Annotated in this window: 29 protein-coding genes; 16 read left to right on the top strand and 13 right to left on the bottom strand. The window is 63.3% G+C overall.

Annotated features, from left to right (window positions below):
* Positions 1–15: 15 nt before the first annotated feature.
* Together KR52_RS04260 and KR52_RS04255 are read right to left on the bottom strand one after the other, a co-directional pair.
* Complete coding sequence (locus KR52_RS04260) at positions 16–1,422, bottom strand: TIGR03279 family radical SAM protein (protein ID WP_038552910.1); 1,407 nt, start codon at positions 1,420–1,422, stop codon at positions 16–18.
* A 19-nt stretch (positions 1,423–1,441) separates the two neighbouring features.
* Positions 1,442–2,305 (bottom strand): undecaprenyl-diphosphate phosphatase, encoded by an 864-nt coding sequence (locus tag KR52_RS04255; protein WP_038552906.1) that lies wholly within the window; start codon positions 2,303–2,305, stop codon positions 1,442–1,444.
* Between the two features lie 111 nt (positions 2,306–2,416).
* On the opposite strand from KR52_RS04255, the gene KR52_RS04250 reads away from it, so the two are divergent.
* The 3 genes from KR52_RS04250 (at position 2,417) to nadB (ending at position 5,376) form a co-directional block, all read left to right on the top strand.
* Complete coding sequence (locus KR52_RS04250) at positions 2,417–3,127, top strand: DUF3120 domain-containing protein (protein ID WP_038552904.1); 711 nt, start codon at positions 2,417–2,419, stop codon at positions 3,125–3,127.
* A gap of 112 nt (positions 3,128–3,239) precedes the next feature.
* The gene (gene psbU, locus KR52_RS04245) at positions 3,240–3,647 is read left to right on the top strand and encodes a photosystem II complex extrinsic protein PsbU (RefSeq protein ID WP_038552901.1); all 408 of its coding nucleotides are present in this window, start codon (positions 3,240–3,242) and stop codon (positions 3,645–3,647) included.
* 70 nt (positions 3,648–3,717) lie between these two features.
* On the top strand, positions 3,718–5,376 hold the full coding sequence (gene nadB, locus KR52_RS04240; protein WP_038552898.1) for an L-aspartate oxidase: 1,659 nt from the start codon (positions 3,718–3,720) through the stop codon (positions 5,374–5,376).
* A gap of 12 nt (positions 5,377–5,388) precedes the next feature.
* Here nadB and KR52_RS04235 read toward each other — a convergent pair whose 3' ends face one another.
* The gene (locus tag KR52_RS04235; RefSeq protein ID WP_038552895.1) at positions 5,389–6,318 is read right to left on the bottom strand and encodes a vitamin K epoxide reductase family protein; all 930 of its coding nucleotides are present in this window, start codon (positions 6,316–6,318) and stop codon (positions 5,389–5,391) included.
* A gap of 85 nt (positions 6,319–6,403) precedes the next feature.
* Here KR52_RS04235 and rimO point away from each other — a divergent pair, with 85 nt between their 5' ends.
* Entirely contained in the window at positions 6,404–7,780 is a 1,377-nt protein-coding gene (gene rimO, locus KR52_RS04230) for a 30S ribosomal protein S12 methylthiotransferase RimO (RefSeq protein WP_038552892.1), read from the top strand.
* Positions 7,777–9,000, top strand: coding sequence for an MFS transporter (locus tag KR52_RS04225; protein ID WP_038552889.1), 1,224 nt, complete (start codon positions 7,777–7,779; stop codon positions 8,998–9,000). The genes rimO and KR52_RS04225 overlap by 4 nt, the downstream gene beginning before the upstream one ends.
* Here the strand turns inward: KR52_RS04225 and KR52_RS04220 are convergent.
* Positions 8,993–9,085, bottom strand: coding sequence for a hypothetical protein (locus tag KR52_RS04220; protein WP_038552886.1), 93 nt, complete (start codon positions 9,083–9,085; stop codon positions 8,993–8,995). The two genes, KR52_RS04225 and KR52_RS04220, sit on opposite strands and share 8 nt — an antisense overlap.
* Before the next feature lie 144 nt (positions 9,086–9,229).
* On the opposite strand from KR52_RS04220, the gene KR52_RS04215 reads away from it, so the two are divergent.
* Positions 9,230–10,804 (top strand): B12-binding domain-containing radical SAM protein, encoded by a 1,575-nt coding sequence (locus KR52_RS04215; RefSeq protein WP_038552883.1) that lies wholly within the window; start codon positions 9,230–9,232, stop codon positions 10,802–10,804.
* Positions 10,805–10,807: 3 nt separating this feature from the next.
* Here KR52_RS04215 and KR52_RS04210 read toward each other — a convergent pair whose 3' ends face one another.
* The 4 genes from KR52_RS04210 to KR52_RS04195 are packed head-to-tail and all read right to left on the bottom strand — an operon-like array spanning position 10,808 to position 14,043.
* The gene (locus KR52_RS04210) at positions 10,808–11,215 is read right to left on the bottom strand and encodes a DUF4346 domain-containing protein (RefSeq protein WP_038552880.1); all 408 of its coding nucleotides are present in this window, start codon (positions 11,213–11,215) and stop codon (positions 10,808–10,810) included.
* Positions 11,216–11,224: 9 nt separating this feature from the next.
* Positions 11,225–12,400, bottom strand: coding sequence for a GNAT family N-acetyltransferase (locus tag KR52_RS04205; RefSeq protein WP_038552877.1), 1,176 nt, complete (start codon positions 12,398–12,400; stop codon positions 11,225–11,227).
* Positions 12,401–12,433: 33 nt separating this feature from the next.
* Positions 12,434–13,111 carry a dihydrofolate reductase family protein gene (locus KR52_RS04200; protein ID WP_038556831.1) on the bottom strand — a complete coding sequence of 226 codons (678 nt, stop codon included), beginning with the start codon at positions 13,109–13,111 and terminating at the stop codon, positions 12,434–12,436.
* Between the two features lie 11 nt (positions 13,112–13,122).
* The gene (locus KR52_RS04195; protein ID WP_038552874.1) at positions 13,123–14,043 is read right to left on the bottom strand and encodes a 6-carboxytetrahydropterin synthase; all 921 of its coding nucleotides are present in this window, start codon (positions 14,041–14,043) and stop codon (positions 13,123–13,125) included.
* A gap of 51 nt (positions 14,044–14,094) precedes the next feature.
* Here KR52_RS04195 and KR52_RS04190 point away from each other — a divergent pair, with 51 nt between their 5' ends.
* Positions 14,095–14,670: a shikimate kinase gene (locus KR52_RS04190; RefSeq protein WP_038552872.1), complete on the top strand. Its 576-nt coding sequence runs from the start codon at positions 14,095–14,097 to the stop codon at positions 14,668–14,670.
* Positions 14,671–14,672: 2 nt separating this feature from the next.
* Here the strand turns inward: KR52_RS04190 and KR52_RS04185 are convergent, their stop codons facing one another.
* Entirely contained in the window at positions 14,673–14,936 is a 264-nt protein-coding gene (locus KR52_RS04185) for a chlororespiratory reduction protein 7 (RefSeq protein WP_038552869.1), read from the bottom strand.
* Here KR52_RS04185 and KR52_RS04180 point away from each other — a divergent pair.
* Positions 14,935–15,612, top strand: coding sequence for a DUF6816 family protein (locus tag KR52_RS04180; RefSeq protein ID WP_038552866.1), 678 nt, complete (start codon positions 14,935–14,937; stop codon positions 15,610–15,612). The two genes, KR52_RS04185 and KR52_RS04180, sit on opposite strands and share 2 nt — an antisense overlap.
* Here KR52_RS04180 and KR52_RS04175 read toward each other — a convergent pair.
* Positions 15,578–16,303, bottom strand: coding sequence for a glutathione S-transferase family protein (locus KR52_RS04175; RefSeq protein WP_038556829.1), 726 nt, complete (start codon positions 16,301–16,303; stop codon positions 15,578–15,580). The genes KR52_RS04180 and KR52_RS04175 overlap by 35 nt on opposite strands.
* Positions 16,304–16,362: 59 nt before the next feature.
* Between KR52_RS04175 and KR52_RS04170 the strand changes: the two genes are divergently transcribed.
* The 5 genes from KR52_RS04170 to KR52_RS04150 all read left to right on the top strand — a co-directional run bounded on the left by KR52_RS04170 (position 16,363) and on the right by KR52_RS04150 (position 20,650).
* Complete coding sequence (locus KR52_RS04170) at positions 16,363–16,569, top strand: DUF751 family protein (RefSeq protein ID WP_038552863.1); 207 nt, start codon at positions 16,363–16,365, stop codon at positions 16,567–16,569.
* On the top strand, positions 16,569–16,991 hold the full coding sequence (rbfA, locus tag KR52_RS04165) for a 30S ribosome-binding factor RbfA (RefSeq protein WP_038552860.1): 423 nt from the start codon (positions 16,569–16,571) through the stop codon (positions 16,989–16,991). Before KR52_RS04170 ends, rbfA begins: the two co-directional genes overlap by 1 nt.
* Entirely contained in the window at positions 16,972–18,588 is a 1,617-nt protein-coding gene (locus KR52_RS04160; RefSeq protein ID WP_038552856.1) for a glycoside hydrolase family 3 N-terminal domain-containing protein, read from the top strand. Before rbfA ends, KR52_RS04160 begins: the two co-directional genes overlap by 20 nt.
* A gap of 65 nt (positions 18,589–18,653) precedes the next feature.
* Positions 18,654–19,856: a glycosyltransferase gene (locus KR52_RS04155; protein WP_038552853.1), complete on the top strand. Its 1,203-nt coding sequence runs from the start codon at positions 18,654–18,656 to the stop codon at positions 19,854–19,856.
* Entirely contained in the window at positions 19,853–20,650 is a 798-nt protein-coding gene (locus tag KR52_RS04150) for a uroporphyrinogen-III synthase (RefSeq protein WP_038552851.1), read from the top strand. Before KR52_RS04155 ends, KR52_RS04150 begins: the two co-directional genes overlap by 4 nt.
* On the opposite strand, the gene KR52_RS04145 is transcribed toward KR52_RS04150, so the two are convergent.
* The 3 genes from KR52_RS04145 to zds are packed head-to-tail and all read right to left on the bottom strand — an operon-like array spanning position 20,626 to position 22,995.
* Entirely contained in the window at positions 20,626–21,129 is a 504-nt protein-coding gene (locus tag KR52_RS04145) for a hypothetical protein (RefSeq protein ID WP_156957582.1), read from the bottom strand. The genes KR52_RS04150 and KR52_RS04145 overlap by 25 nt on opposite strands.
* Positions 21,092–21,529 (bottom strand): SRPBCC family protein, encoded by a 438-nt coding sequence (locus tag KR52_RS04140; RefSeq protein WP_038552847.1) that lies wholly within the window; start codon positions 21,527–21,529, stop codon positions 21,092–21,094. The genes KR52_RS04145 and KR52_RS04140 overlap by 38 nt, the downstream gene beginning before the upstream one ends.
* Complete coding sequence (zds, locus tag KR52_RS04135) at positions 21,529–22,995, bottom strand: 9,9'-di-cis-zeta-carotene desaturase (protein WP_038552845.1); 1,467 nt, start codon at positions 22,993–22,995, stop codon at positions 21,529–21,531. Before zds ends, KR52_RS04140 begins: the two co-directional genes overlap by 1 nt.
* Before the next feature lie 70 nt (positions 22,996–23,065).
* On the opposite strand from zds, the gene KR52_RS04130 reads away from it, so the two are divergent.
* From KR52_RS04130 to KR52_RS14715, 3 genes are read left to right on the top strand one after another with little or no spacing between them, the layout of a single operon-like run.
* Positions 23,066–23,458, top strand: a complete 393-nt coding sequence (locus tag KR52_RS04130) for an iron-sulfur cluster assembly accessory protein (RefSeq protein WP_038552842.1) — start codon at positions 23,066–23,068, stop codon at positions 23,456–23,458.
* A 49-nt stretch (positions 23,459–23,507) separates the two neighbouring features.
* Positions 23,508–23,927, top strand: a complete 420-nt coding sequence (locus tag KR52_RS04125; protein ID WP_038552839.1) for a hypothetical protein — start codon at positions 23,508–23,510, stop codon at positions 23,925–23,927.
* A 36-nt stretch (positions 23,928–23,963) separates the two neighbouring features.
* Positions 23,964–24,131 (top strand): hypothetical protein, encoded by a 168-nt coding sequence (locus tag KR52_RS14715; protein WP_173402190.1) that lies wholly within the window; start codon positions 23,964–23,966, stop codon positions 24,129–24,131.

Below are 24,131 nucleotides of genomic sequence, written 5' to 3'. Positions count from 1 at the left end.
AAGACTTGAAGAATTTCACGGAGCATAAGGACTTTTTCCTACGGCGCCCAGAACAGAGGCCACGACATCAGCCGCCCCTTTCACGATCCGAATGGGAACCGGGAGCTGCGCGGCCAAGGATTCCAAGGTCATGTCATCCAGAAACAGGGGCTGCCCTTGCCGCAACATCACCGACGGCAGGAGTAGTTCATCACCCAGATCACGGCCCTGCAAGCCACTGAGCAGATCCTGGCCCGTCAGCAGGCCGGTCACCACTTGCTCCTGCCCCCAGTAGGGGCTCGGCAGCCCGATCAGATGAAACTCAACACCTTCAATGCCATTCAGCCGATCGGCCACGGGTTGCAACGCCTGAGCCACGATCTGACCGACCACCCAGCTGCAACGACGGGTTTGGGGAACTGAACGGGGCAAATCCTCAGTGGCAACGTCCAAGGCTTCGAGGAACGCGCGGATGCTGCCCACGCCATTTTCCTGCTGCGGAAGATCTTCGTAGTCATCCCTGGGCGGCAATGGCAACCCCGCCACCAGGTACCACTCATCCGAAAGCCAGGCAAAACGGGTGCCCAAAACCTTCTGGAAGCGCTGCTGCATGGGTTCAACCTGAGCTATCACCCTGCGGGCGCAGGCGGGATCGACAGGAACAAGGCCATCGTCCGCAGGCCTGAAACGGGTGAGTCCCACCGGTACCACCGCTGCAGACAGCACCGCCGGCCAAGGGCCAGCCGCGAAGGAGGCCAGGTCGTTAAGCGTTCTCTCCAGGGCAGGACCGTCATTCAGCCCCGGGCAGACCACAACCTGGGCATGGATCTGAAGATCACGCTGGTCAAACCAGGCGAGCTGATCCATCACCTGGGCGGCACGCGGGTTCACAAGCAAGCGAGAGCGCAGCTCGGGATCCGTGGCATGCACCGAAACAAACAACGGCGACAGACGTTGCTCCTCAATCCGCTGCCAGTCGGCCTCGCCCAGGTTGGTCAGGGTCAGATAAGAGCCATAAAGAAAACTCAGCCGGTAATCGTCGTCTTTGAGGTAGAGGCTGTCGCGCCGACCTGGAGGCTGCTGATCAATGAAACAGAACGGACAGTTGTTGTTGCACTGGCGCAAGCCGTCGAACAGAGCCTCGGTGAACGCCAGGCCGAGACCGTCATCGGCGTCTTTCTCCAACTCCACCCGATGCAACGCACCCTTCGCGTCACGCACCTCCAGGCAAAGCTCCTCGTCCACGCAGAGGTAGCGGTAATCGATCAGATCCCGCGGTCGGATTCCATTGATGCTGAGCAACTGATCGCCCGGTTCAAAACCCAGCTCCTCCCCGATCGAGTCGGCTTCCACGGAGGCCACAACCGCGGGCTGCGGTTGACGACCACTGCTGTTTGGATCCAGAGCTGCAACAGCAACCCCGGCGGATGGCTCATTCCACACAAGCCGGCTTCATCTGAACTCAGTGTGCGCCGTGAACGCCCCACCAGACCAGCAGCAGCAGCCCAAACAGCAGCCGGTAAACAACAAAGATCCGCGTGCTGTTGCGCTGCAGAAACTTCAGCAACCAATCGATTGCCAGCCACGACACCACCGCAGCCGAAACAATTCCGACGAGCAACGGCAGGGGCCCAGTGCCAGGGCTGGCAGCCAGAGCATCCTTGAGCTCCACAAGCCCCGCAATGGTGATGGCGGGGATGCCCAATAGAAAGGAAAAGCGTGCTGCATCGGCCCGCTGCCAACCGTCGAACAAAGCCGCCGTGAGGGTGCTGCCGGAGCGCGACACCCCCGGGAGCAGGGCGAACGCCTGGGCCAACCCCACCATGAGGCCATCCCGGCCCGACACGGTTGAAAGGGGCTTGCGCCGCGCCCCAACCCGTTCAGCCAGGGCCAGCAGCAACGCCATCACGATCGAGACGATGGCAATGGAGGGAACACTGCGCATCGGCGACTGTTCGTAACCCCCGGCCCAGGCAAATTTGATCGCAAGACCGACCACCAGGATCGGCAGGGTGCCGACGGCCATGGCGAGTCCCAGACGGGCCTCGGGTTCCCGCCACTGGCCATGGCGAATGGCGCGACTGATGCCCCGCAGGACCTGGCAGAGATCAATGCGGAAATAGGCAACGACGGCAACGATGCTGCCCAGCTGGATTGCGGCGGTCGCGGAGACACCCGGGTCGCCCCACCCCAAAAGCACAGGAACCACTTTCAGGTGGGCCGTGCTGCTGATCGGCAGAAATTCGGTGAGTCCTTGAACCACCCCCAACACCAGATCGCGCCAGCAGGCCTCCAGCAGAGTGATGGATGCAGAGGGGTCCGCCATCAACACAACAGATGTCGCCCTGACGGTATCCCCAGCGCACGAGGAGGGAATGTCAGCCGCGCCACTTGATGATGTCTTCTAAGGTTCCGGGACTTTCTTCACAAGAGGGACTTGATCGGCGGCACCTGGCAAACCACAGCCCCCGCTCGGTCGTGGTCCTTCCCCGTGGCTCGCATTGCCGCTGCAATGGTGGTGCTGCCGGTGTTCCTACAGGCCCCCTGGGTTCGTCTGAATCCTTTTTCGGCCACCTTGTTCACGGGCGTCTTGATCGCAGCTGGCCTGGTGATGCATCAGAGCCGCTCAGAAACGACCTCTGAGCTGGGTTCCATCTTGATCGGCTTCAGCGGCAGCTGGCTGGCGGGTTGCATTTTCTGGGGATGGCTGCGAGCCCACCCCGTCCTGCACATCCCGGTGGAAGCCTTCGCTCTGCCCTTGGCGTTAGGCGGCCTTCAGGGACGCTGGCGCCTTGCAGCGACGTTTTATTTGTCCTCTCTGGTGGGCACAGCCTGCACGGATCTGGCGATGGCGGCCACCGGAGTGATGCAGTTCTGGCCGGAGGTGGTCACAGCCTCTCTTGACCAAGCACCACTGCTTCTGCATCAAGCAGGCTTACATCTTCTTCACCCCCTTCCTCTGGCCATCCTTGTCGTGGCCGCCGGTCTGGTTCTGATGGCCGGGCGTTGGCTGAACAGGAGCAGCCAGAGCTTGGTGGCTGGGGCCGGAACCATGGCGGCGGCTGTGTTGATCACCACCCTTTGGGTGGATGGCTTGTTCCTGCTCTCAGCATTGGTGCAACCCGGGCTCAGTGGCCTGATCGAGTGAAACGAACTGCAAAAACTACCTCCGAGCAGGGGAGGCAGGGGCGCTAGGACTTGTAGTCTTCCTCTGCCGGCATTGCCGGTCGACCCGTTCTGACCCCTGATCGAGAGTTGAGATGAAGCGGCTTCTGAGCTGGCTGACCGGCGCACTGTTGATGGCAAGTCTGATGGCAGGTCTTGTGCTTCCAAGCAGTGTCTATGCCGACGACGACCTTCGCGACAAGTATTCCGGCAACGTGATCCGCAACGTTGTTGACGACAAGATTGCTGAACGTGAAGGCAAGGTCGACCTGAACAATTCCTCCGTACGGCGCTTCCAGCAATTCCCTGGGATGTACCCGACGATGGCTGGAAAAATCGTTCTCGGCGGTCCCTATGACAGCGTGGATGACGTGCTCTCTCTTGATCTGACCGAGCGTCAGCAGGAACTTTTCGCCAAATACCGCGACAACTTCACCGTCACACCCCCCTCCATTGCGTTGAATGAAGGAGACGACCGCATCAACGATGGCCAGTACCGCTGATTGATGACTCCGTCACATTGACTGTGACTGTTTGAACCGCCGGACAACCGGCGGTTTTTTTGTCCCCTTGATGGCCCAGCCCCGCAGCTCTGATCCCATCCCTTCAGGTCCTTGGGACGTGGTGGTGATCGGTGCCGGGGCTGCAGGCTTGATGACCTGCCTTGACCTGCCCCCTGGGCTCAAGGTCCTTCTGCTAAATCGCAACACGGGGCGACGCTCTTCCAGCCGCTGGGCCCAGGGGGGTATCGCTGCGGTAACCCGCAAGGAAGACAGCGCCGAGAGCCATGCCGAAGACACCGTCTTGGCAGGGGCAGGGCTGTGCGACGGCGATGCCGTACGGCTGCTGGTGCAGGAGGCACCCCATTGCGTGGAACGCCTGGGGCAACTGGGCATGGCCTTCGACCGGGATCAAAACGGTCTGTCCACCACGCTGGAAGCGGCCCACAGCCACCGACGGGTGCTGCACGTGCAGGACCGCACAGGACGGGCGCTCGTGGATGTGCTTCGAGACCGTGTTGAGCAACGGCCAGGGTTGCTGCATCGTCGCGGCGTTCGCGTCACCCAGTTGCTGGTGCGCGATGGGCGCTGTTGCGGCGTGCAGGTGCTGGATGGAGCACATCTGCACGGGATCGAAGCCCGGGCCGTGGTACTGGCCAGTGGCGGCGGCGGCCATCTGTTCGCCAACACCACCAACCCTGCCCAGGCCTGCGGCGAAGGCATCGCCCTCGCCTGGCAAGCGGGCGCAGCCGTGGAGGATCTGGAATTCGTGCAGTTCCATCCCACCGCCATCCGCCTGGATGACGCCCCCTGCTTTCTGATCTCCGAAGCCGTTCGCGGTGAGGGCGGGGTGCTGGTGGATGCCCAGGGGGGCAGCCCTGTGGCCCACCTGCCCCAACGCGACCTCTCACCGCGGGACCAGGTGAGCCGGGCCTTGATGCAGGCCATGCAGCGGCAGCGCGTGAAACAGATGTGGCTCGACTTCGCCACCATCCCGCGCGACCAGGTGGAGAGACGCTTTCCAACAATCCTGGACCGCTGCGACGAACTCGGACTCAATCCATTGGAACGGCCGATCCCCGTGGCCCCAGCAGCCCACTACTGGATGGGAGGGGTGGCCACAGACCTGCAGGCCGCCACCACGCTGCCTGGTCTCTATGCCGTAGGAGAAGTGGCCTGCACCGGCCTGCATGGCGCCAACCGGCTGGCGAGCAATTCCCTGATGGAGTGCCTGGTGTTCGCCCATCGTCTCAAGGAGATCGAACTCGGCCCCGCCCCCACGGCCCTCGCCACAAGCTCAGTGCAGCCGCTCACCTTGGACCTCGACGGCAGCAGCAGTTCGCAATTGATCGACGCGATCGAACGGCTGCGACAACTCTGCTGGCGACGGGCTGGGGTGGAGCGATCCTCCGCTGGCCTGCGTGAGGCACTGGCCACGGTGCAGGAGGACGAACAGCGGTTAGAGCAACAGGCTTTGCTGCAGGCGTTGCTGCAGCAGGAGCCCAGCGCACCCCGCCTGTTAGCGGAGAACAGCAGACGCGATCTGAACCTGTTGCTGGATCTCCACCACAGGTTGCTGACCAGCCGTTTGATGCTGCAAGCCTGCCTGTTTCGCGGCGAAAGCCGTGGAGGACACTTCCGCAGTGATGCACCTGCGCCCTTGCCGCAATGGCGCCAGCATTCGCGGCAGCAGCGTCAGAAGGCCATCATCACCCGTGCCGTCCGGGACTAGGACATCCCTGATTCAGAAGTCGGTGTCACCCTTGTAGCCGCTGAGTTCCGCCAGGGTGTCGAGCCCTTTCACACCGGAATCGATGCTGCCGTTGATCTCCCAGCTGGGGAAGCCCTCCAGCGCTTTGCTGCGACAAAGATCGGCCTGGTTGTTCTCACCGTCCGGCGCGCACTCCACCACCTTGAGCTGCTTCGAGGCCTGCTTGCCGAACAGTTCCTTCTGCTCATGGCAATGGGGGCACCAGTAGGCGGAATACATCACGGCACCACTGCTGGTGAGGTGCTCAGCCAAGGCGATCGAGGCGGGCGTGCTTTCGGTGGTGACGAGCGGAGCAGCCCGGGATCCGCTGGCCACGGCCTCGGGTCGATTCGGATCCACCACCGACGCCCAGATCAAGCCCCCCAGCAGCACCGCCAGAGCCAGGAGAACACCTCGGAACAGCAGCTGGCCCAGGTCGTCCCAACCGCCACCAACGATGGACAACACGAACAAGGCCAGGGAAAGGCCTGCAGAAAGAACGCAGAAGAAGCAGAAGGCCTGAATCTTGAGCAACATCACCCCCAGCAGCACGCCGCTGAAAACAGCCATGGCCAGGGAGACCGTGAACAGGCCCCACCAGGTGCGGCGCGACAGGTCACTTTTGTTTTCCTGCAAGCCCGGCAGCAAGGGCAGCAAGGCCATCAGCAGCACGGCGCCGTAGGCCAGCACCCCCACCATCGACAACGGAATCCCTGAGAAGACCGTCCCCCAGGCACTGTTGAGCACCTTGTCGCAACCGTCGGCCCCCATCGGACAGGTGAGATTGCCGAGCAAACCCCAGCGCTTCAGGGTGATCGAACCGGTGTCGATCAGCCCCGCAGTGGCCAGCACCGCCATGGCGATGCGTGCCCATTTGGCGCCGGAATCCTGGCGTCGTCGGCTCACGAGACGGGTGGTGCCCATCCTTGATCTTCAAGTGATCGGATTCTGTCAGTTCCGGCGTGATCAGGCCGCTTCGTAGGCTGATCCTTGGCCTGCCGGCGACGTGATGACAAGCACCCCGACGAAACCGACGGTCGCCTTCGCCCACCTGGGCTGCGAGAAAAATCGAGTGGACACCGAGCACATGGTGGGGCTGCTGGCGGAAGCGGGCTACGGCGTCAGCACCGATGAATGCGATGCCGCCGTGGTGGTGGTTAACACCTGCAGCTTCATCCAGGACGCCCGCGAGGAATCGGTGCGCACCCTGGTGGGACTGGCGGAACAGGGCAAGGAGTTGATCATCGCGGGATGCCTGGCCCAACATTTCCAGGAGGAGTTGCTGGAGTCGATCCCCGAGGCCAAAGCCATCGTGGGAACCGGCGACTACCAGCACATCGTGGATGTGTTGCAGCGGGTGGAAGCGGGGGAGCGTGTCAATCAGGTCAGCGCCGTTCCCACCTTTGTGGGTGACGAACACCTGCCACGCCAACGCACCACCGACCAGGCGGTGGCCTTCCTCAAGGTTGCCGAAGGCTGCGACTACCGCTGCGCTTTCTGCATCATTCCGAAGCTGCGGGGGGATCAGCGCAGCCGACCGATCGAATCCATCGTGGCCGAGGCCCACCAACTGGCGGAACAGGGGGTGCAGGAGCTGATCCTGATCAGCCAAATCACCACCAACTACGGCCTGGACCTCTACGGCAAACCCAAGCTGGCGGATCTGCTGCGGGCCCTGGGCGAGGTTGAAATCCCCTGGATCCGGGTGCACTACGCCTATCCCACCGGGCTGACCCCAGACGTGCTGGCGGCTTACCGGGAAGTGCCCAATGTGGTGCCTTATCTGGATCTGCCGTTGCAGCACAGCCATCCGGAGGTGCTGCGGGCGATGAACCGACCCTGGCAAGCGGATGTGAACGACCGCCTGCTGGATCAGATCCGCGACCAACTCCCCGACGCGGTGCTGCGCACCACGCTGATCGTGGGGTTCCCCGGCGAAACCGAGGAGCACTTCCAGCACCTGATGCGTTTCCTTGAGCGCCAACGCTTCGATCACGTGGGGGTATTCACCTTCTCGCCGGAGGACGGCACGGCAGCGGCGGACCTGCCTGATCGCGTCGATCCCGAGATAGCCCAAACCCGCAAGGATGCCCTGATGGCTCTGCAACAACCCATTTCGGCGGAACGGAACAGCCGCTGGGTGGGGCGCACTGTTGACGTGCTCATCGAACAGCACAATCCGCAAACCGGCGAGATGATCGGTCGCTGCGCCCGCTTTGCGCCCGAAGTGGACGGTGAAGTTCGGGTGCTACCCGGCGCCGATGGTCAGCAGGCCGCGCCGGGCAGCCTGGTGCCGGTGGAGATCACCGGGGCCGACATCTACGACCTCAGCGGGCGGATTGTTGGTGCCCGCGCCATGGTGGCCGCAGCGAGACGCCAGGGTTGACCCTTCTCCAACTGCGGGCCGAACAGCAACGCCAGCTTTTTCTGATCGCCTCCGGCGTGAGCACGGCGGGTTCTTTCGCCGGCATCACCGCCAAGGGCTGGATTCTGATGAAAGGGGGCGTTGACCCCTTTGTGCTGGCGTTGAACTTCGCCGCTCTGTCACTTCCAACCCTGCTGGTGAGTGGTCCAGCAGGAGTGCGCACCGACCGGGTTGGCTGTGAACGGGTGCTGGTGCAGGCGCAATGGGCACTGCTGGCTGCCTCTGGCCTGGGGGCCCTGGCGATTCCCCTGTTGGAGGGCACGGCCCAGGTGCTGCTGCTGCTCTGCAGCACCCTTTTGGTGGGCATCGCCGGTGCCTATGAGTTAACGGCCCGCAACAAGTACTGCTCGATCCTGGTGGAGCGGCCGGAACAGCTGGCGGGCTACCTCACCAGTTTTTCGGTGGTCTTCAACGTTGGCAAGCTGGTGGGCCCCCCGATCGGCGGGTTGTTGCTGGCGGCCACTGGCCCAGCCTGGGCCCTGGGCATTGATGCGGCGAGCTATCTGCTGCCCATCGCCAGTGTGATCTTCTTGCTCAACCCCAATCGGGATCGGGAGGTGCGCAGCAGCGGGGGCGACGACGCCAGCCTGCTCAACGCCTGGCACCACTGCGGCAGCACCCTGCAGGGGGTGCTCAGCTTCACCGCTGTGCTGTGTCTGATCGGGTTCTATCACCCTGGACTGGCCCCATTAATCGCCTTCGATCAACTGGGGCCCAAGCCCACGGATCTGGGGCTGTTCACCAGCGTGCTGGCGGGCGGCAGCATCGTGGGCGGCCTTGTTCTGCAACGCAACAGTCAGCGTTTCTGCCGGCGCCCTTTCCTCACCCTCGGGAGCTTTGGCTTGATTACCGCAGTGGCCCAGCTGGGAATGGCCCGAACGCCGGGGCCTGTCTTCAGCCTGGCGATGGCCTTTCTGATCGGCGCCGGCACAGCCGGGCTGTTGAGCAGCTGCAACCTGATCAGTCAGATCGGCTCACCACAGGTGATGCGTGGTCGGATGGCCGGCCTTAGCCAGATCGCCTTCCTGGGCGGAGGCGGGATCAGTGGGTTGATTGTGGCCTTGCTGGTGATGACCACAAACCTTTCCACCGCTTTCGCCCTCACCGGGGGCCTCAGCGCTGCTGTGGCTTTGCTCTGGATGCGAAAGCGAGGAACGAAGACGCTGGAACCGCTCAGATGAGCTTGATTCCCTTCAGCAGCTTGGTGAGCACAAAAGCCGTCACCAGACCGGAACCAACCAGGCCGAAATAGATGCCGACGCCCATGTGCAAGTACGGAGGTGACCACCATTAGATCAGACACTGGCCTGGGTTCAGGCCATTGCGCTTAGGGTTTGTGAACAGCTGATACCGATTGAGAGGTATCTCCAGCCGGGCTGACCGGACGTCCATCCACCAACGCCCGACGCCATGCGCACTCTTTTCGTTTATCCCGAATTCCCGAAGACCTTCTGGAGTTACGAAAAGATTCTCGAGTTGGTGAACCGCAAAGTGCTGCTGCCTCCCCTGGGGATGGTCACCGTGGCAGCACTTCTCCCGCAGGAGTGGGAGATGAAACTTGTGGACCGGAACGTGCGTGAGGTGACGGACGGGGAGTGGAACTGGGCCGAGCTGGTGATCATTTCAGGAATGATCGTCCAAAAGGACGACATGGCCGCGCAGATCAGCAAAGCCAAGCAGAAAGGCCTGCCAGTGGCCGTTGGTGGCCCCTTCGCGAGCTCCACACCGGATGCACCGGAACTGGATCTGGCGGATTTCAAGATCCTCGATGAAGGGGAAATCACCCTGCCGATGTTCCTGGATGCCCTGGAACGGGGAGAAACCGGTGGTCGCTTCACCGCCGAGGGAGACAAGCCAGATGTCACCGCCACCCCGATTCCACGCTTCGATCTGCTGCAACTCGAGGCCTACGACTCGATGAGCGTGCAGTTCTCGCGGGGCTGCCCCTTCAACTGCGAGTTCTGCGACATCATCGTTCTCTACGGCCGCAAGCCCCGCACCAAGACCCCCGAGCAGTTGGTGGCAGAGCTGCAATATCTGCACGACCTGGGCTGGCGGCGCTCGATCTTTCTGGTGGACGACAACTTCATCGGCAACAAGCGCAACGCCAAGTTGCTGCTGCCGCAGATCCGCACCTGGCAGGAGGAGCGTGGGTACCCCTTCAGCTTCTCCACCGAAGCCTCTGTGGATCTGGCCGACGACGAGGAAATGATGCGGATGATGCACGACGCCCGCTTTGAAAGCGTCTTTCTGGGCATCGAAACCCCGGACGAAGCCAGTTTGGAAACGGCTCGCAAGGTGCAGAACACGCGCAACCCACTGGATGCCGCGGTGGACCGGATCACCGCCAACGGAATCCGCGTGATGGCGGGTTTCATCATCGGTTTCGACGGCGAGAAGGATGGCGCAGGCCACCGCATCGTGGACTTTGTCACCCGCACCGGTATCCCCGCCGCGATGATGGGCATGTTGCAGGCCCTGCCCAAGACAGCCCTCTGGGCTCGGCTGGAGCGGGAAGGGCGATTGATTCAAGGGGAAGACGCCGCCAGGGGCGTAAACCAAACCAACCTGCTGAACTTCAAGCCCACCCGACCGATCCGCGACATTGCCAACGAGTACGTGGACGCGTTCTGCGCGCTGTACGAACCCAATGCCTACATGGACCGGGTTTACAGCTATTACCTGAAAATGGGCGCACCCCGCTGGAAAGCCGCGGCCAAACTGCCCAGCCTGGTGGACCTCAAGGCGCTGAGCATCGTGGTGTGGCGGCAGGGCATCAAGCGCAACACCCGAACCCGTTTCTGGCGTTACCTGTTCGGCATGGCCCGCAACAACCCCGCCTTGCTTGAACAGTTCCTCTCGGTGCTGGCCCACAACGAGCACTTCCTCGAATACCGCTCGATCGTTCAGCAGGAGATCCGCGAACAGCTGGAATCACTGCCCCCTGAAGAACCCACGGCAGCCAAAGAGCTGCAGCCGGCCTGATCCTCAGTCCTGCACGTAGAGCGTGCCGTCACGCAGGCACTGCTCGGCCTTCTGCAACTCCCGCCCCAGGTAGAGGGCATGGTCGAGGCGACTGACCGGGTGTGGGGCTTCCCCTTCCGTGAGCTGGATACCCAGCTGTTTGGCCGTACTGCCTCGGTAAACGGCTGAAGGGCGCCGAGGAGCACTGCTCCCGTCGCAGCGCAACACCTCACCGGTTTCAGAATCTCGGGCCAACCCTTTGTCGTCGATGGTGTTGCCGTAGTGCTCAAGCACCAGTTCGGCGGCATCACGATCCAACTTGATCAAGAAATAGCCACTGGGATCCAGAGCGATGAACCGCTGAGACAGGCGCTGATCAAGAGCATCCATCGCCGCAGCGGTGGATGCCGGTGCTTCCGGGGTTGTGGTCATGCCTTCAACCTACAAAGCCAAGGCCGGGGGTTCTGCTTTGAAGGGCAGCTCCGCGTTAATGGCGTCGATCTCCTGCAGCATCAAGCCATTCACCTTGGGCAACCAGGTGCGGATCAACTGATTCATCTGGGGCTCGTACCAGCGGTGCAGGCTGGCGTGAGGACGGGCCACAAAGCCTCGCCGGCGTTTGTGGCTGCCACCGGCTCCAGGGTCAAAGCTGACGATGCCGTTGGCCAGGGCCCATTCGATCGGAGCGTAATAACAGACTTCGAAGTGAAGACAATCAACCTCCTCGTGGCTGCCCCAGTAGCGGCCCCAGAGCTGACGACCGTCCTGTACGCACATCGACATCGCCACCGGATCGCGCGGGTCACCGCGGTGAGCAGAAAAAAGCACCAACTGGTCGCGGTGCAGCCGTGCCAACGCTTCAAAAAAGCCCTCTTCCAGGTACTTGCTGCCCCACGGTCCCCAGCGCGCACAGTGCTGCTCGTAGAAACGATGCATGGATTGCAAGAGCGCCAGATCCAGCTGATCGCCGCTGAGGGGTGTCACGGTGATCCCGGCCTTGGCCACAGCCTTGCGTTCCCTCTTGATATTGCGGCGCTGGTTGGCATTGAAGCCCTTGAGGTAATCCTCAAACGTCTGGTCGTCACCGCGGCTCCACAGGCTCTGCTGGTTGAGCCAGGCGGCACAGCCGGCGGCCTCCGCAAGGGGTCGCCACTGCGGATCCACATAGAGGAAATTGCAGCTGAGGATGCCGTTCTGTTCGCAGAAGCGATCGATCGCCCGCAGCAACTCTCGGGTGAGCAGAGCTTCGTCTTCTCCAGATCGCACATGGAAGCGGTAGCCCAGCACTGGGCTGACCGGACTCATGCCCAGGAGCTTGGGGTAGTAACGCAGCCCCAGATCCGCCGCCAGACGGGCAAAGGTCTGATCGAACACAAACTCGCCATAGCTGTGGCCCTTGAGGAACAGCGGAGCCACCGCAATCGGAGTGTCCTCACGCCAGAGGGCCAGATGCAGGGGCTGCCAGCCCTGCTCGGGAATGATGCTGCCTGAGCTTTCCAAAGCCTCCAGCCAGCTCCAGCGGTAAAAGGGAATCGCATCGGCTCCCACCAGGCTGTTCCACTGCTGCTCCGGGATTTCGTTGATGGAGCGGTGCCAGCGGGCCGTGAGTGACGTCATTGCGACGGTGCCATAGGCCCATGTGCGACGACCTTAACCAGGTCGGATCCGTCGGTAGCGAACAAGCCACTCACCGCCCCCTAAGTCCTCAGCGCCATCGGACTGCCAAGCACCCGGTTGCGCCAGGGCAACTGGCAACGGCGCGTCGGTGCAAGGCAACCAACTGCAGCGGCCGCCTAGGAGCTGGGGCACCAATGTGAGCTGGAGCGCATCGACGCAATCGGCTTGCAACAGATCGGCACTGAGCTGGGCGCCACCCAGGAGCACCAGACGCTGAATCCCAGCCGCTCCAAGCGCCTTGAGCCGCTCCGGCCAGGTTGGTGCCAAGGGGAACCAACGATCGAAACCTTGATCCACAGGTTCAGGAGCCAGCAGCCAACGTTGAAGCGGCTGATCAAAAAACAGCCAGGTGCTTGGAAAGTCGGGGGATCGGCTGACCACCACAGCGGCTGGCTGTTCGGCACGCCCCTCGCTTCGGCGTTGCTGAAGCAACTGAGGGCTGCGGATCAGGCAGGTGGACTGATGGGCCCGCAGGGTTCCGGCACCGATCAGGCAGGCATCCGCCCAGGCGAGCGCCTGCTCCAAAGCGCGACGGTCGCCTTCACCACCCAGCTGGGCTGCACCTCCTTCGGGCGGCGCCAAGCGGCCATCTAGGCTGATGGCCAGCACCAGCCGGACGAGGGGGCGTACAGCGGTGGAGCGTTGAGGTATCAAACCGTCGATCAGACGGCAGCCACGGCATCGAGCGCGGCAGGAGACATCTCCAACTGAGGTGCTTCGGCGTAAACCTCGGCCGCATTGTTCGGGCTCTCCTGCAGCCGCACCTTGTGCAAGCTGGCGCCGATGGCCTTGATCGGACTGGAGAGACGGTCGGCAATGTGCAGCGCGATGTTCTCGGCCGTGGGCACGCACTCTTCGAAGAAGGGCACATCCTTGTTGAGAAAAGTGTGGTCGAAGGGCTCGACCACCAGATCATCCACGAGGCGCTGCAGCGCGGAGAGGTCGCAGACCATGCCGGTGCGGGGATCGATCTCACCGCGCACGGTCACGTCCACCAGATAGTTGTGGCCATGGCCGTGGGGACGGGCGCACTTGCCGTAGATCGCTTCGTTCTCCTCCTGACTGAGCTCCGGGCGGGCAAGTCGGTGAGCGGCGGCGAAGTGGGTGCGAATGGTGAGGAAGGCGTCCATGGGATGTCCGAGATAGTCGGCCCAAAGGCCCGTTTGTTCGTAGAGGCGCAGCGCCGTGATCGGCAGATGAGGGCTGAGGCGCTGCCAGATCACCCGCACCAGGGCCTCGGTGGTGGGGAGGCAACCTGCAGGGGTGGAAACGTCAAATTCCGGCCAGGCCTCATTGAGGAAACGGAAATCGAGCTGGCCCGTCACCTCGTTGCGGATGGCATGCTTCACCTCCGAGAGGTTGAGCACCATGCCGTCGGCATCCAGACCACCGGCCATGGACACGATCAGCTCGTAGTTGTGGCCATGGCCAGGAGCCAACGCGCAGGGCCCGAAACGGGCAGCATTGTCATCGGCAGACAGCTCGGGCAGCCAATAGCGATGGCTGGCACTGAAACAGGCCCGCCTGGTGATGACACAACCACGACCCTGGCCGTGCCGTGCTGGTGACTTCGTTTCAGTCATGTGACGTTCCGGCCGCGAGGCATCCTAATGAGCTAATGCCATTTCCGAGTCATGGCGGATTCCACCCCCACCCTCAAGCAACGCCTCAGCGGGCGCAGCCTTTACCTCGTGGGAATGATGGGCAGCGGCAAGACGAGCACGGGCCGTCCCCTGGCCGAACGCCTGGGCTACGGCTTTGTGGATGCCGATGCCGTGATCGAACAGGCGGCTGGCTGCAGCATCCCGGAGATCTTTGAGCGGGATGGCGAAGCAGGCTTCCGCAGCCTGGAAAGCCAGGTGCTCAGTGCGATCAGTCAACGCCACTCCCTGGTGGTGGCCACCGGAGGAGGTGTGGTGACCCAGCCGGAGAACTGGGGATTGCTGCACAGCGGCATCGTGATCTGGCTCGATGTGGTTCCCGATCAGTTGCTGCACCGGCTGAACGCCGACAGAACCGTCCGTCCGCTGCTGCAGACCACCGATCCCGAGGCGGCTCTCAACGCGCTGTTGAACGAGCGCCGCCCCCTCTATGGCGAAGCCGATCTCACGGTGGTGATCAACGACGAAACTCCAGAGGCCGTCGCTGAAGGGATCCTGCAACTGCTGCCCAGCCTGCTGAAGGATCCGGCCCAACGCCGAACCGACTGATCTCAAGCGGTGGGCGGCTCCAACCGCACCGCAAACCACTGCAAAGTCACCCCGGGGCTGATCTCCAGATCACAGGCCGTATCGATCAACCGCTGCGCCGCTGATTCCACATCAGGTTGATCCACCAGATCAGCCGGCAACTGATCAAGGCTGCGCAACCAACCGCTCAACCATGTCAACGTGTCGGCAACGCTGAGCAGCTGCTCCGGCTTGCCGGGCTCCAGCACCACATAGTCATCAAGGGCACGGATTAGGGGATCAGACATGGAACGGTGGTTGTGGATGCTGCTGATCGGCCTCACCATCCTGCTCAGCGGCGGCCCCGCCTGGGCACAGACAGGTCTTGAGCAGAGATTGAACAGTTGGCCCGAGTGGAGCCTGCCGGCACCGTTGCCGCGGCCCTCAAATCGGGACGACCTGATCTATCCCGACTGGTTTGCCGGGCTCTGGCAGGTGGAGAGCGTTGATCTCGATGCCCCCGACGAGCCGCCCCTGCTGCATCAAGCACGGTTTCAAGCCGACCGTCGCGGTCGACTGATCGGCGACCGCAGCTTCAACGCCACGGCCATCGGCCATGCCGTGCTTGGCGATCAGCTGCTGAGGGTTGAAGAAGACCCCGACTCCGCCAACCGACAGATCGCCCGACTCAAGGGCGATCTTTATCTCGAAACAACGGTGACGGGCCGCCGGCAGGAGAGCCCGAGCGACAACACCTTCCTGGCCGATGAATTGGTGCTACAGATCCTGCATGCCCCCGGCCCACCGCGGCTGAGCCGGATCGAAACTCTGAGCCGTTACAACCGCTGCGGCAAGGACATCTGCGCCGAGCAGTGGCAAGGACGCTATGCCTCACCGGGCGAGAGCCTGCGGGATCAGGCCATCGCCCAGCACCACTACCAGTTGCGCTTCACACCTCTTCCAGGGTCCGCTCCATCAATTTGAGTTCGATCTGGTCGCGCCACTGGAACAGCGGCCGGAGCTTGGGATGATCGCTCAGCCCAGGCACCCCTTTGCCGGCCAGGGCCGAACCCGCAGAGGAGGGGAAGCGAAGCAGAGACAACTGAGCGGCAACGGCGATATCGGCCAGGGTCATGCTGTCGCCCACCAACCAGGGACTGGCCTGCACGGATGTGGCGAGCTGCTCCAGGCTGGCCAGCAGCTCGGTGCGCTCCTTCTGGTTGACCAGTTCGGTGATGTTGCTGACCCAACCGCCTGGGATCACACCCATCACCGAACGCACGGGGTCCGGCAGATCGTCTGGCAGCAGAGCAACCCGCAGCTCAGGGTCCAGTGCCGCAGCCTGAGCCAGAGAGGAGCGGCCAGCCATTGCCAAGGTGGTGTCGGCCCAGTCCTCCAGCAGATGCACCTGGGCCGCCTGACGCGGATCAGCAGGAATCAAGGCAGGATCCGGTTCCCGCTGATCCAGATGCAGCGCAATGGCGCTGGAATCGGCAATCACCTGATCCCCATCCACCAGCACGGGAACCTGCCGTTGGCCTGACAGCCGGAACACGGCCACCTGACCGACGCCGGGGGTCACCTCCACGGTGCGGAAACTCAACCCCTTGGCCTGCAACACCATCCGCACCTTGAGACAAAACGCGGAATGGCGGAATTGATGCAGCTCCAACATGTCCAAAACAGCCATGGGCCCGGCAGAGTAGCCAGCAGATTTGCGAGCGCGCCAGAACCATGCGGGAGTTTTTCCTCAACGTCTCCCGCTACCCGCGCTACCTGGTGGCCTTCACCCTTGGAGTGATGAACTCCGTCGCCGAACCCCTGGCCGCACGCCGGAGCAATCCCGTCACGGCCGTGGCCTTGATCGGCGCCTTGATCAGCGGTGGAATCAGCCTCACCTTGGTGCTGCGTGCCATGGTGAATTCAACACCGATGGCGTGATGGCACAGGGGCGTCGAGTGGAGCGGGTGGCCGCCCTGATCCGCAAAGAAGTCAGTGAACTGATGATCAACGGCATCCGGGACGAACGGGTGCATCAAGGCATGGTGAGCATCACCGAAGTGGAAGTGTCCGGCGATCTGCAGCACTGCAAGATCTACGTGAGCGTGTTTGGGGAAGCTCAGGAGCGCGACCAGGTGCTCGAGGGGCTTCAGGCCGCCAGCGGCTTCCTGCGGGGAGAACTGGGGCGACGGCTGCAGATGAGGCGCGCCCCCGAAGTGGTGTTCCAGCTGGATCGAGGGCTGGAGCGCGGCACCTCTGTGCTGGGACTGCTGAATCGCCTCGAAGACGAACGGCAGCAGCGGGGCGACATTCCACCGGGGAGTGATCAACAGCCAGGCAATGATGAACAGCCCGGCGACTGACCATCCAGGGGCAGACAGCCTGCGGCGCCAAGTGGCGGAGCTGCTGGTGCTTCGGGCCAGTGGTCATCTGAGCGACCAGCAGCGTCGCTACCCGCAGTGGGAGCTTCCGAACAGCGAACTGCAGCGTTTGCTGCAGGAAGGTGTTGGCGGCGTGATCCTGCTGGGGGGCAGCGCCGTGGAGCTGCAGCAGCGCACCCAGCAACTGCAGGGCTGGAGTGAGCATCGGTTGCTGTTCTGCGCCGACGTGGAAGAGGGCGTGGGTCAGCGCTTCGAGGGGGCCAGCTGGCTGGTGCCGCCCCTGGCCCTCGGGCGTCTCCACCAGCGGGACCCCGAACGGGCCTTGATTTTGAGTGAACGCTATGGCCGCTGCACCGGCGAACAGGCTCGCCGCTGTGGCCTGAACTGGGTGCTGGGCCCGGTGTGCGACGTCAATAACAACCCCGCCAACCCGGTGATCAATGTGCGGGCCTGGGGCGAAGATCCCAACAGTGCCAGCGCCCTGGCTGTGGCCTTCCTGGGGGGCCTGAAGCAAGCGGGTGTTCTCGGATGCGCCAAGCACTTTCCCGGTCACGGCGACACCACCAGCGACTCCCACCTGGACCTGCCGGTGCTGCCCCACAGCCGCGAACGGCTCAATCAGATCGAACTGCCGCCCTTTCGGGCCGCCATTGCCGCCGGTGTGGACAGCGTGATGACGGCCCATCTGGTGCTGCCGGAACTGGATCCACAGCAGCCGGCGACCCTCTCCAAAGCCGTACTCACCGATCTGCTGCGGCGCCAGATGGGGTTCAACGGGCTGGTGGTGACCGATGCCCTCGTGATGGAAGCGATCAGCGCACGGCACGGCGCTGCCGAAGCAGCTGTGTTGGCCTTTGAAGCCGGGGCCGACCTGATCCTGATGCCGGGGGATGCGGATGCCGCTATCGATGGTCTCTGCGACGGTTTCAGCAGTGGGCGGCTTTGCCTCTCGAGGTTGGAGGAGAGCCTGCAGCGCCGGGCCGATGCGCTGGCATCGAGCCCCACCATCACCCCTTCAGATCCGATGGCCACCGCAGCCGAGCAAGCCCTTGAGGCTGAGCTGGTGCGCCACAGCATCACGGTCAGCGATGCAGCAGTTCACCCGCAGGCAGGAATCAACCTGGTGCGTGTGGATGCCATGGTGCCCAGCGCAGCCGCCCTCAGCGGCTGGTCACCGGCCCTGCGCATCCCGGAAGCACAAGGATTTCGCTCGATCGTGCTGCATGGCAAGGGCCTGTCGCCCTGGAGCGGCCAGCCGGAGGCCCCCCTGGCTTTGGACCGTTTCGGCGACGGAGCGGTGCTGCTGCAGCTGTTCCTGCGGGGCAACCCCTTCCGCGCCGGGCGGGATGCCCAAGAACCCTGGGCCGCAGCGATCCAACAACTGGCCGACCTCAACCGCCTGGCCGGAGTGGTGGTCTACGGCAGCCCTTACCTCTGGGACAGCCTGCAGCCGCTTCTGCCCAACAGCTGCCCTGCCGCCTATTCCGCCGGCCAGATGCAGGAAGCCCAGCGCCAGGTGCTCACCGCACTGTTCCCTACTGCTACAGCGGGGGGTGGCGGCGGTGCCTTCACCGACTGACCACAGCCAACCAACCGCACCGGCCAACCGCATCTAATCTCGCGCCAACTTCCAGCCGGCCGGTCATGCTCAGCCTCTCGATGATCGTGCGCGATGAAGAAGCGCGTCTCGGGGAATGTCTGTCCTCCGTGCAGGGCTTTGCCGACGAGATGGTGGTGGTGGACACCGGCTCCACCGATGCGACGGTGGGCATTGCCGAGGCGGCTGGAGCCCGGGTTGAACAGATCAGCTGGCCGGGGGACTTCGCGCCAGCCCGGAACCAGGCCCTGGGGTTTCTCAACGGTGACTGGGTTCTGGTGCTGGACGCGGACGAGCAGCTTCGTCCTGAGGCCATCCCCGCACTCAAAGCCCTGATGGCCCAGCCCGATGTGCTGGTGATCAACCTGCTGCGCTACGAGGTCGGAGCTGCAATGGCGCCCTATTCCAGCGTCAGTCGTCTGTTCCGCCGCCACCCCTCGATCCGGTGGAGCCGCCCTTACCACTCGATGATCGACGACAGCGTTCGCGCCCTGCTGGACGCGGAACCCCAATGGCGCATCGCCGACTGCAGTGAGCCGGCAATCCTCCATGACGGCTACCGACCGGAACTGCTGGCGGGCAGCGACAAGGCCGATCGGCTGCGGCAGGCCATGGAAGCTGATCTGCAGGAGCGTCCCGGTGATCCTTACGCCAGCGCCAAGCTCGGGGGACTGTTGATCAGTGAGGGCAAAAACGAAGACGCCATTCCCTTGCTTCAAAACGGCCTGAAGCAGTGCGGTTCAGCCGGTGCCGAACGCTATGAACTGCTGCTGCACCTGGGATTGGCCCTGACCTCCAGTGATCCCGACCAGGCGGTGAGCTGCTACAGGCAAGCCCTGGAGATTCCCCTGGACACACGGGTGAGTCTTGGAGCCCGCCTCAACCTGGCGGCGCGACTGATGGAGCAGGGCAACCTGGAGGAAGCGATCAGCCTCACCCAAACCGCCACCCAGCGGGCTCCAGAAGTGGCCCTCGCCTGGTACAACCTGGGACTGATGCAACGGCGGCGCGGCGACCTCGCCTCGGCCCTGGAGGCCTACGGGCGCGCACTCGCTCTGGATCCCAACAACGCTGCGTGCCATCAGAACAATGCCGTTGCGCAGTTGCTGGGCGGCAACATTGATGCCGCCCGCAGCAGCTTCATCCGCGCCATCAGCCTGCTTCAGGCACAGGGCCAATCCGACGCGGCCGACCAGCTCCGGGAACAGGTGCAGGGGGTCGTGAAGCTGGACGGGGAGGCGGTCGCTTGAGCCATCCCTTGCACAACCGAACGGTGGTCGTCACCCGCGCGGCCGACCAGCAGGGGGCCGCGCGCCAACTTCTGGAGCAGCGGGGAGCAACGGTGCTGGACCTTCCTGCCCTTGTGATCACCCCCCCCGACCACTGGGGGCCGCTGGATGACGCCCTCGAGGACTTGGAGAGCTTTCACTGGCTGGTGTTCTCCAGTGCCAATGGCGTGCAGGCCGTGGAACAGCGGCTGCAACGCCTTGGCCGTTGCCTGGCCAGGCGCCCCGCCAGTCTCAAGATTGCGGCGGTGGGCCGCAAAACAGCGCAAGTGCTGGACGACCTAGGGGCGGCCGCTGATTTCGTGCCGCCGAGCTTCGTGGCCGACAGTTTGATCGATCACTTCCCAGTGTCGGGATGGGGTCTCAAGATGCTCCTGCCACGGGTGCAGAGCGGTGGTCGCACCCTGCTGGCGGACGCCTTTGGTGAAGCGGGGGTGCGGGTGGTGGAGGTGGCGGCCTATGAGTCCGGCTGCCCCGCCGCGATGCCGGAGCCAACAGCGATCGCTCTTGAGGAAGGCAAGGTCGATGCCATCGCCTTCAGCAGCGGCAAGACAGCGGAGCACACCGCGCAGCTGCTGGAACAACGCTTCGGCCCAGGCTGGGCTGAACGGTTGGAGGGAGTGAAGGTGATTTCGATTGGCCCCCAGACCAGCCGCAGCTGCCGCCAATGCTTCGGCCGGGTGGATGCTGAGGCCGATCCCCACGATCTCGAGGGTTTGGCCGACGCCTGTGCTCAGGCCATGCAGACGGGAGCCTGAGGCTCACCATTGAGCGCCAGGTGGATGCAGCCCCGCTCCACATCGATGCTGAGAACCGACAATCCTGTTGGAAGAACCATTGGAACGTCCGCCCCGCAGCGGCCCTGAGCGCCAACGCAGATCACTCCAGTACCAGCGGCGGAGGTCACAAGAGCTCTCTGCTGATTCCCCACAGTGAGAATGCCCGTGAGGGTCAGTGTCGAATCGGCCTGCCCATCAGACATGGAGAGGGGACTGAACGGATCAGCCCGTCCCCCGGGTGCAGCCTGCTGCACCTCTGCGATCGAAGGCAAAGGAATCAGCCCGATAGCTGGGGCTGTGGGAGCGGATGTTTCGGGCAACGCGGGCTGCACTGGCGCCGGAGGCAGTGCGGTGGCCGTTGGGGTGTCCTGTCCACAGCCACCCAAAAAAACCAGCGCAGCAACAGGAGCCAAACAGCGCTTAGACGCCTGCTTCCACCAGGTCACGGAAACGATCAAGATTCGCCTGCAGCTCCTTGGTCACAATTCCCCCCAGGATGCTGGGTTCCATGAGCGGTGCCAAGACCCTCGGCAATTCGTAGGTCACGCTCAGCTTGACCACCGTGCGGTCGTCGGCTTCGGGGTAAAAGCGCACGGCCCCCTTGGTGGGGAGTCCCCCCACGGATTCCCAATGCAGCTGCTGGGCTTCGACCCGCTGGGTGATCCTGGCTTTCCAGCTGAAGCGGAAACCTTGAGCCGCCAGAGTCCAGTCGGTGAGATCGGGATCATCAAGGGGCTTGACCGACTCAATCCAGCGCATCCAACGGGGCATCGCTTCGAGATCACTCCAGACCTCCCAGACCCTGGCGGCCGGTGCCCGCACCTCGGCGGTGACCGTGTGTTCGAGCCAGCGTCCCATCAGGCCACCGCCGCATTGGTGGCCAGCTTCACAGGCTGATCAAGAATGGCTGCCGCCGCCAGATGCCCACTCATCGTGGCTCCCTCCATCGAATCGATGTAGTCCTGGCGGGTGTAGCTGCCGGCCAAAAAGAAATTACGGATCGGCGTGCGCTGCGCAGGGCGGTAGGGCTCCATGCCCGGAGCTTCCCGATACAGCGACTGGGCCAATTTGACCACATTGCTCCACGTGAGCTTGAGGTTGCGGGACGAGGGGAACAGCTCACGCACCTGACGGTCGGTGTGGGCCACGATCTCATCCACCGACTTTGGAATCCAGGGATCACCTGGGGTGAGCACGCACTGGAGCAGGGAGCCTTCTCCCTCCTTGCGGTAGTCCTCCGGACTGGCCAGAGCCAGATCGGCAAAGCAGCTGAAATCGGCATCAGCCGTGTACAGCAGGTTGTTGAGCCCAGTGGGTGTGGCCACATCCCGGCGCTGGGCGTCCTGACCATCGCCCAGCTCGGTCACCCAGCCGTCGTAGCGAAGCTGAACGGTGGCCACCGGCACGGCCTCCAGCTGATGAATCGCCTCGAACTGGGGGTATCGGTTCCAGGCCTCGGGCAACAGCTTCTGGATCCCGGGGACATCACAGGCTGCCAGGTAGGCATCGGCCTCAACACGGATGTCTCCTTCGGGCGTTCCCAGCAGAAGGCCAGTGATTTCAGGGGATTCAGCCTCGCTGTACTCCACCTGCTTCACCCGGTGACGCAGATGCAACTTGCCGCCACGCTTCTGGATGTAATCGAGGATCGGGCCCGTGAGCCAGCGGTGGGGTGATCCCTTCAGCAGATTGAGTTTGGAGGCTTCCGTCTTGGCCGCAAACATCATGAAGATGGTGAGCATGCAGCGGGCGGAGATGGCCTCGCAGTCGATGAAGCCCAGGGCGTAGGCAATGGGATTCCACATCCTCCGGATGCTTTCTGGGCTGCCGCCATGGCCCACAAACCAATCCTGAAAGCTGACGGAGTCGAGAGCTCGGATGGTGCGCATCGCCCCTTCGTAATCCACCAGACCCCGGACGATCGGGCTGGTGCCCAGGGCCAGGGCATTGCGCAGCTTGTCAATCCAGCTGAGCTGCGGGGTGGTGAAGAACGCCTTGAGGCCGTTGAACGGCGCACCGATGGGGAAGCGGAAATCCAGCTCCCGCAAGTCGCCGCCCTTGTTTACGAACAGGTGCGTGTGCTGCTTCGGCAGAAGATTCTCGAACGCCCCCACCTTGCGCATCAGCGCGAAGAGGTTGGCGTAGTTGAAGAAGAAAACGTGCAGCCCCATCTCGATGTGGTTGCCCCCCTCATCCACCCAGCTGCCCACCTTGCCGCCCATGAAGGGGCGGGCTTCGTAGAGATTCACCTCATGGCCTGCGTCCACGAGGTCCACTGCAGCGGAAAGACCGGCGAGGCCGGAACCAACGATCGCGACCTGCACAAGATCTGGTCAACTGAAGCGACTCTATGTATGAGCGTTCATAGAGTGAGGACACGAGCCTGCGTCGACCATGACCTCCACCCCCGAAACCGCGCCGGCCCATACCGCCAAAGACGGCAAGGGCATCCTGATCACCGAACCGGCGATGCAGCAGCTGGCGAAGCTGTGCGGCGAACAGGGCGACAACCAGGTGCTGCGCGTCGGGGTCCGCTCCGGAGGCTGCAGCGGCATGAGCTACACGATGGATTTCGTGCCCGCCTCAGACACCCTCGACGACGACGAGACCTACGACTACGTGGCGGCTGATGGCCAGAGCTTCCGGGTGATCTGCGATCCGAAAAGCCTGCTCTATATCTACGGAATGCAGCTGGACTTCAGCACCGCCCTGATCGGTGGCGGCTTCAACTTCACCAACCCCAACGCCAGCCAGACCTGCGGCTGCGGCAGCTCCTTCGCCGTGTGAGCGAAGCCACATGGGAATCTGAGGGGAGACCACTGCCTTCTCCCTGCTGATGGAGACTTCCCAGGACAGCCTGTTTGAGCAGGCCATGGCGCGCTATCAGGCCGGCGCCGCTGCCAACGAGGTGCTCCCTGATTTCGCCCGCATCGTCGAAGCTGCTCCTCGCCAATCGGCGGGCTGGACCTGTCTGGCCTGGCTGCAGCTGCTCTGCGACCAGCCGGAGGAAGCGCTGCGGTCAGCACGCTTCGCTGTGAAACTCAACGGCCAGGACCCCCAGGCCAGAATCAACCTGAGCCTTGCCTTGCTGGAGACCCAATCCAAGGGCGTGCGCGACCACATCCAGGTGGTGCAGCAGGTGATGACCCTGGCCCCAGAGGTGTCCAGCGAACTCAAAGCCTCGATCGCCGACGGGCTCGAGCGCAAACCCGGCTGGAAGGCCCTCGAAAAAGTGAAAGCCTGGCTAGAGCTCTGATCCAAAAGCTCACTCTGACTGCATGACAGCCCCTGCATGACAGCCACCTGGACCATCACCCGTCTGCCGTCCCAGGTTCGCGTGCGGCCTCCAGCGGATCGTTCGGCTCTATTGCGGCAGGAACGCCTGGCCGGCGAAGCGCGACGGTTGCAACTGGCCAGGCGCGCCAACGGCATCCCGGACCCGAGCACCTGGATGTGGTGA

Source organism: Synechococcus sp. KORDI-52 (assembly GCF_000737595.1).
Classification (GTDB): Bacteria; Cyanobacteriota; Cyanobacteriia; order PCC-6307; family Cyanobiaceae; genus Parasynechococcus.
This window is presented reverse-complemented; position numbering and strand designations above follow the sequence as displayed.